Annotated in this window: 5 protein-coding genes; 1 reads left to right on the forward strand and 4 read right to left on the reverse strand. The window is 73.1% G+C overall.

Annotation, left to right across the window (positions count from 1 at the left end; genetic code table 11):
- Positions 1-1,223: ATP-dependent helicase C-terminal domain-containing protein (locus tag AOK22_RS30910; RefSeq protein ID WP_279617099.1), on the forward strand; the 1,223-nt coding region annotated here is incomplete at its 5' end.
- Here AOK22_RS30910 and pgfA read toward each other — a convergent pair.
- From pgfA to AOK22_RS30925, 4 genes are all read right to left on the reverse strand, one after another.
- A complete protein-coding gene (gene pgfA / locus AOK22_RS30915; RefSeq protein WP_055702025.1) occupies positions 1,220-2,218 on the reverse strand; it encodes a cell envelope lipid trafficking protein PgfA in 999 nt (332 codons plus the stop codon). The genes AOK22_RS30910 and pgfA overlap by 4 nt on opposite strands.
- A gap of 20 nt (positions 2,219-2,238) precedes the next feature.
- A complete protein-coding gene (locus AOK22_RS41090; RefSeq protein WP_107102075.1) occupies positions 2,239-2,373 on the reverse strand; it encodes an SPW_0924 family protein in 135 nt (44 codons plus the stop codon).
- Positions 2,374-2,544: 171 nt separating this feature from the next.
- Entirely contained in the window at positions 2,545-4,338 is a 1,794-nt protein-coding gene (locus tag AOK22_RS30920) for a lytic transglycosylase domain-containing protein (RefSeq protein WP_055702026.1), read from the reverse strand.
- 223 nt (positions 4,339-4,561) lie between these two features.
- On the reverse strand, positions 4,562-5,512 hold the full coding sequence (locus AOK22_RS30925) for a serine hydrolase (RefSeq protein ID WP_055702027.1): 951 nt from the start codon (positions 5,510-5,512) through the stop codon (positions 4,562-4,564).
- Positions 5,513-5,595 lie beyond the last annotated feature (83 nt).

Here is a 5,595-nt window from a genome sequence, read left to right on the forward strand (position 1 = left end):
GGGCCCTGCTGGACGCGGCGCCGCTGGTGGGCGCGCGCCGCGCGGCGGAGGTGGTGGCGCTCCTGAGCGAGGAGCCGCCGCGTGAGTACGGGGACGAGCTGGCGTCGGTCTGGCGGTCCGCGCGGCAGGGCGGGGACGGTTACGCGGCGCGCTGGCGGGCCGAGGCAGGGCGTCTCGCGTCGTCGGCGCCGAAGGACCGGGGGACGCCGCCGTCGGGCGCGGACGGGGACGAGCGGGTCGCCGGTCTGGTGGCGGCGCTCGCGTTTCCCGAGCGGGTGGCCAGGAGCGTGGGCGGCGGTACGTATCTGATGGCCGGCGGGACCCGGGCCGAGGTCCGGCAGGGGTCGGCGCTGGGCGGGGCGCGGTGGCTCGCGGTGGCCGTGGCCGACCGGCCGGTGGGCGCAGGGCACGCGCGCGTGCTGCTGGCCGGGCACATCGACGAGGACACCGCCAGGAGCGCGGCGGCCCCGCTGCTCGCGGAGGGCGGCGAGGTGGCCTGGTCCGGCGGCGACCTGGTGGCACGGCACGTGGAGCGCCTGGGGGCCGTGGAGCTGACGGTGCGGCCGCTCAAGGACCCCGATCCCGGGCTCGTACGGGAGGCGCTGCTGGCCGGGCTGCGGGAGGAGGGCACGGGGCTGCTGACGTGGTCGCGGGGTGCGCGGGAGCTGCGGGAGCGGCTCGCTTTCCTGCACCGGCAGCTGGGGGCGCCCTGGCCCGACGTATCGGAACGTGCCCTCCACGCGCGCGTGGACGAGTGGCTGGAGCCCGAGTTGTCGAAGGCGCGGCGCCGGGCCGATCTGGCGCGCGTCGACGCGGGGCAGGCGCTCGGGCGGCTCCTGCCGTGGGCGACCGGGGAGGCCACCCGCCTCGACGCGCTCGCGCCGGAGCGCCTGGAGGTGCCGAGCGGGTCCAGGATCCGGATCGACTACGCCGATCCCGAACAGCCGGTGCTCGCCGTCAAGGTGCAGGAGATGTTCGGCCTCGCCGAGACGCCGAGGATCGCGGACGGGCGCGTACCGGTGCTCGTGCATCTGCTGTCACCGGCGGGGCGTCCCGCGGCGGTCACCGCGGATCTGGCCTCCTTCTGGCGGGCCGGCTACCGCGCGGTCCGGGCCGATCTGCGCGGCCGATACCCGAAGCACCCGTGGCCGGAGGACCCGGCGACGGCGGAGCCGACCCGCCACACCAAGGCCCGGCAGGCCCGGCAGGGCGGCGGCGCCTAAGCGTTGACCGGTTCGGGTTCGGGGTCGCGGTCGGTGTTCTCCGTGGGCTCGCCGGACCTGCGCCCGCGGGCCTCGAGCCACAGGGAGAGGGCGAGGAGGAGGACGCCGAGGGCCAGGAAGCCCCAGGGCAGGTACGAGGTCAGCAGGAGCACCAGGACGCGCTGGGACTTGACCAGGTCGACGGTGTGCCGGATGTAGTCCTCGCGCATCTTCACGTGCCCGGCGAAGACGGTGACCTTGTCGCGGCCGCCGAGGAGGGTGCCGCCGCGCAGTTCGTTGTTCTGGATCTCCTCGCCGTAGACGGGGGCTCCGGTGGTCGGGTCGACCCAGAACTTGCGGACGGTGGTGTACCAGCGGGTGGTGCCGGTCTTGGCGAGGGACTCCGGAGTGATGCCCTTGACGGGCATCGTCTTGGGGAAGGGCACCTTGGTCCAGGGGATGGTCTGCTCGAAGTAGTAGACCTCGACGCCGCGGAAGGTGCGGGTGCCCTTGTAGTGGATGGGCCGGGTGATGCGGGCCTGCGCGTCGAAGTACTCGTAGTCCCGCTTCTCGGTCAGGAAGGGCCACTTGAACTCGATGCCCTGGCGCTTGACCGGGTCCCCGTCGACCGACTCGCCGGTGGCGTGGACGGGTTCCTGGCTGTGGGCGTCGAAGATGTAGCGCTCGGGGACCTTGGAGACCATCTTGCCCTCGGCGTCCTGGACGTAGGACAGGGCGTCCCAGACCACGACGTCGCGGTCCGCGCTCTTCTCGATCTTCTCGGAGGCCTCCACGTTGCCCTTGAGGGTCTGCACGATGGTGACCTTGTCGACCTTCTTGGCCTTCATGGAGCCGTAGTCGATGAGGGTCGGGTTCTTCGCCTCCAGGACCGCCTCCTGGTACTGGCTCGGCGGGATCTTCGCGAGGCGCGGGAAGGCGTACCAGCGCATGAGCGGGGACATGGCCGTGAAGAACACGGCGAAGGCGAGCAGGACGAGGCTGGCCTTGCGGCGCATCGCGGCGGCCCTCCCTACGTCTACGGGTGCTTGGGGACGGTGGTGAGGAGCGGTTTCGGGGACGTCTCGCCCGGTGGGGCGCCGATCGCCGTGATGGTCAGGACCAGGGCGAACGCGACCGCGAGGCCGGTGGCGGCGGCGATGAGGGCGCGCATGCGGGGCCTCCCGATTCGACGTACGGCCGGAACTGATAGGGCGTCAGGGCGGGCACCGTAGCAACGGAGAGGCGAGATGAGAACACGTTGCACAAACACGGACCGCCCCTTCGCCACGGGTGGCGAAGGGGCGGTCCCCCGAGGTCGTGCGGCGGCCGGGCGGCCGCCCGGTCAGGCGCTGGGCGACGCGCTCGGGGAGGCGCTGGGCGAGGCGCTCTCCGACTCCGTCGGCGACGGCGTCGCGTCGGGCTCCGGCGCGGTCACCTTCAGCTCGACGGTCAGGGTGCCGCCGCCGGCCGTGGCGATCCGCAGCAGGTACGTGCCCTCCGCGTCGTCCGCGTACAGCTTCGGGAGCTTCAGCACGCCGTTGGCGCCGGTCTTCAGGCCCTTGAGGGTGCGGACCGGCTTGCCGTCCGCGTCCTTGAAGTAGGGCCCCTTGTCGTTGACCGTCGCGTCGGTGGCCGACTTGACCAGGGTGGCGGTGGCCGCGACGCCGCCGGCCGCCTCGCCCTTGTAGGTCGCCTTCACCTCGACCTGGTCGGCGAACTCCTTGCCCGTCTCGCAGACCAGCGCCTTGTCGCTGGTCCTGGCGAGCGCGTCGGCCTGGCGGGCGGTGACCTCGGCCTCGAAGTGGACGCCGGTCGCCGAGCCGCCCACGACCGTGGCGCGGACGGTGAACTTGCCCGCCTTCTCGCCCGCCTGGAGCTCGGGGGCGGTGGCCTTGCCCCAGACGCCCGTGGTGACGGTGGCGCTCCTCGCGCCCCCGTCGAAGCGGGCGTCCGTGTCGCCGACGACAGTGAACTTGATCTTGGCCTTGGGTACGTACGCACCCGACTTGGTCAGCGCGCGCACCGCGACGCGTTCGGTGAAGGCGTCGCCCGTCTTCGCGACGAGGTCGCCCGTCCCGGCGTTCGCCAGCGCGTCCACGCGCTCGGCCGGCGAGGGGGTCTCGGTGCCGCCGTCGCCCGGCGGCTTCGGCTTGGTGGTGCCACCGCCGTCACCCGGCCTGCCCGGCTTGTCCGGCTTGCCGGAACCAGGCTTGCCCGAGCCGGGCTTGCCGGCACCGGGCTTGTCCGGCTTGTGCGAGGGCGAGCGGGGGGTGTCGGGCGTCGGGTTCGGGGTGATGCCCGGGTACCGGCTGTCGCTGCGGTCGTCCGGCAGGACGCCCTTGCCGTCCGGCACCTCGTGCGTGCCCTTGCGGTAGTACTCCAGCCACGACAGGACCGTGTTCAGGTACTCCGTGGAGCGGTTGTAGCTGAGGATCGCCTTGTGCAGGTCGGCCTCGACGGACAGGTCGCGGCCGCCCGCGCACAGATAGCGGCCCGCGGCGAGCGCCGCGTCGTAGATGTTGTTCGGGTCCTTCTTGCCGTCGCCGTTGCCGTCCTGGCCCCAGGTCTCCCACGTCGAGGGGATGAACTGCATGGGGCCGACCGCGCGGTCGTGCGTCGTGTCGCCGTCGTACGCGCCGCCGTCGGTGTCGGTGATCTTCGCGAAGCCCTTGCCGTTCAGGACCGGGCCGAGGATCGGCGTGAGCGTCGTGCCGTTCGCGTCGACACGGCCGCCGCGGGCCTGGCCCGACTCGACCTTGCCGATGGCCGCGAGCAGTTCCCAGGGGAGGTTGCAGCCGGGCTGGTCGGTGGCGAGCGCGCTCTCGGCCTTCTTGTACGCGTCCAGGACGGTGGCCGGCAGGCCCGCCTCGGCCTCCTTGTCACCGCCGCCCGGCGGGGCGCCGGTCGGCGGGACGGGGCTCTGCAGGGGCGGCAGGTCCGTGAAGTAGGGGGAGTTGCCCGTCGCGGAGTCCCCGCCGGGCGGCGGAGTGCTGTCCGAGGAGCCCGCGGCCCGCTCGTCGCGTGGCGGGCTGGCCACTCCCGGGGCCTGCGACGCGGCGAGCGCCGCCACCGCCGCCGCGGCCACCGCGGTGGTCACCGCTCCTCTGCGCAGCCGCCTGCCCATAACCGGCGCCATGACCGAGCCACCCCTCCCCTTTGACGACTGTTGTGCGCCGCCCCCACGTCCGTACACCCTGTCCTGGACGCACACGCTTGCCCTCGCACGCGCGTGCTCGGAGTGGGTCGACTCAGGCGACACTACGACAACTACAGGCGCCCAGGCACCCGTTCGTGCCCGGTTTTTACCGGTTGGCCGTGACGCCGCGACAGGGCTGTTACGAGACCCTGAGACCCGGCCCCTACGGCGTGGGCTCCTCGCACTCCCACTCCGGCGGCGCCGAACCGTCCGGGACCTCGCTGATCTGGCTCTCCGGAGTCAGGCCCTGGGCGATGGCACGGCCCTTGTTCAGGCCGCGGTGCACGGCCTGTGCGACGCGTTCCACGGTACGCACGCCATATGCCATCGACGGGTTGCCGTGGGTCAGGACGACGATGCGGTACGTACGTCCGGAACCGGTGAACGCGCCCATGCTGTGCACGCGCCAGCCGTTCGTCGCCCTCGGCAGCCAGCCGTTCTTGAGGTGGGCGCGGAAGCCGCGCGGCATCCCCGCGGGCACCCCCCAGCGCTGGTCGCGCCGCACCTCGGCCATCTGCTTCAGCCCGTACGCACGCGCGCTCGGCCTGAGGGTGTCACGGGCTCCCGTCAGCACGCCGAGCAGCCGCAGCTGGTCGCCCGACGTGGTGCGGGTCAGGCCCCAGAGACGGGACGAGCCAAGTGTGGTGGCGGTGGTGCCGACGCGGCGCAGGAAGCGGGAGAGGTAGGCGTGACCGAGGTCGTTCCACAGCCGCCAGGCCGCGTTGTTGTCCGAAGCGGTGATCATGGGGCGGATCCGGCGGCGCTCCCGCTCGGTGAGGTCACGGCGCCGGTCCTGCGCGCGGCGCAGCGCGGCCTCCATCATCAGGACCTTGGTGATGCTCGCCGCGTCGTAGCGGCGCCGGCTCGCGAGGTTGCAGACGAGTCCGGTGCGGGTGTCGTGCACGGAGACGGAGACGCTGCCCCGCCGGGACGACAGCGCCGCCCTGATGTCCTGTGACATACGGGCGGCGAGGGAACGGTCACGGCCTGCCGTGCAGAGGGCTGCGCCCTGCCGGCTGCCGGCGTCGGCGGCGGTCGCGGATATGGGGGCCAGAAGGGCCGTGGTGAGCGCCGCGATGACGGCCGTACGACGCTTTCGCAGGTGAGAGGCCATGCCCTCATCCTGACCCCCACCCCTCGGGGGGTCGCCTTGCCGAGGGCCACGCGAGTGAGCCCCCGAGGACCATGGGGTGGGGC

Source organism: Streptomyces silaceus, assembly GCF_001419745.1.
Taxonomy (GTDB): domain Bacteria; phylum Actinomycetota; class Actinomycetes; order Streptomycetales; family Streptomycetaceae; genus Streptomyces; species Streptomyces silaceus.

Bases quoted from the DNA above. Each gene is read 5' to 3' on its own strand.
- pgfA (WP_055702025.1), bottom strand. From the start codon at position 2,218: ATGCGCCGCAAGGCCAGCCTCGTCCTGCTCGCCTTCGCCGTGTTCTTC.
- AOK22_RS30920 (WP_055702026.1), bottom strand. From the start codon at position 4,338: ATGGCGCCGGTTATGGGCAGGCGGCTGCGCAGAGGAGCGGTGACCACC.
- AOK22_RS41090 (WP_107102075.1), bottom strand. From the start codon at position 2,373: ATGCGCGCCCTCATCGCCGCCGCCACCGGCCTCGCGGTCGCGTTCGCC.
- AOK22_RS30925 (WP_055702027.1), bottom strand. From the start codon at position 5,512: ATGGCCTCTCACCTGCGAAAGCGTCGTACGGCCGTCATCGCGGCGCTC.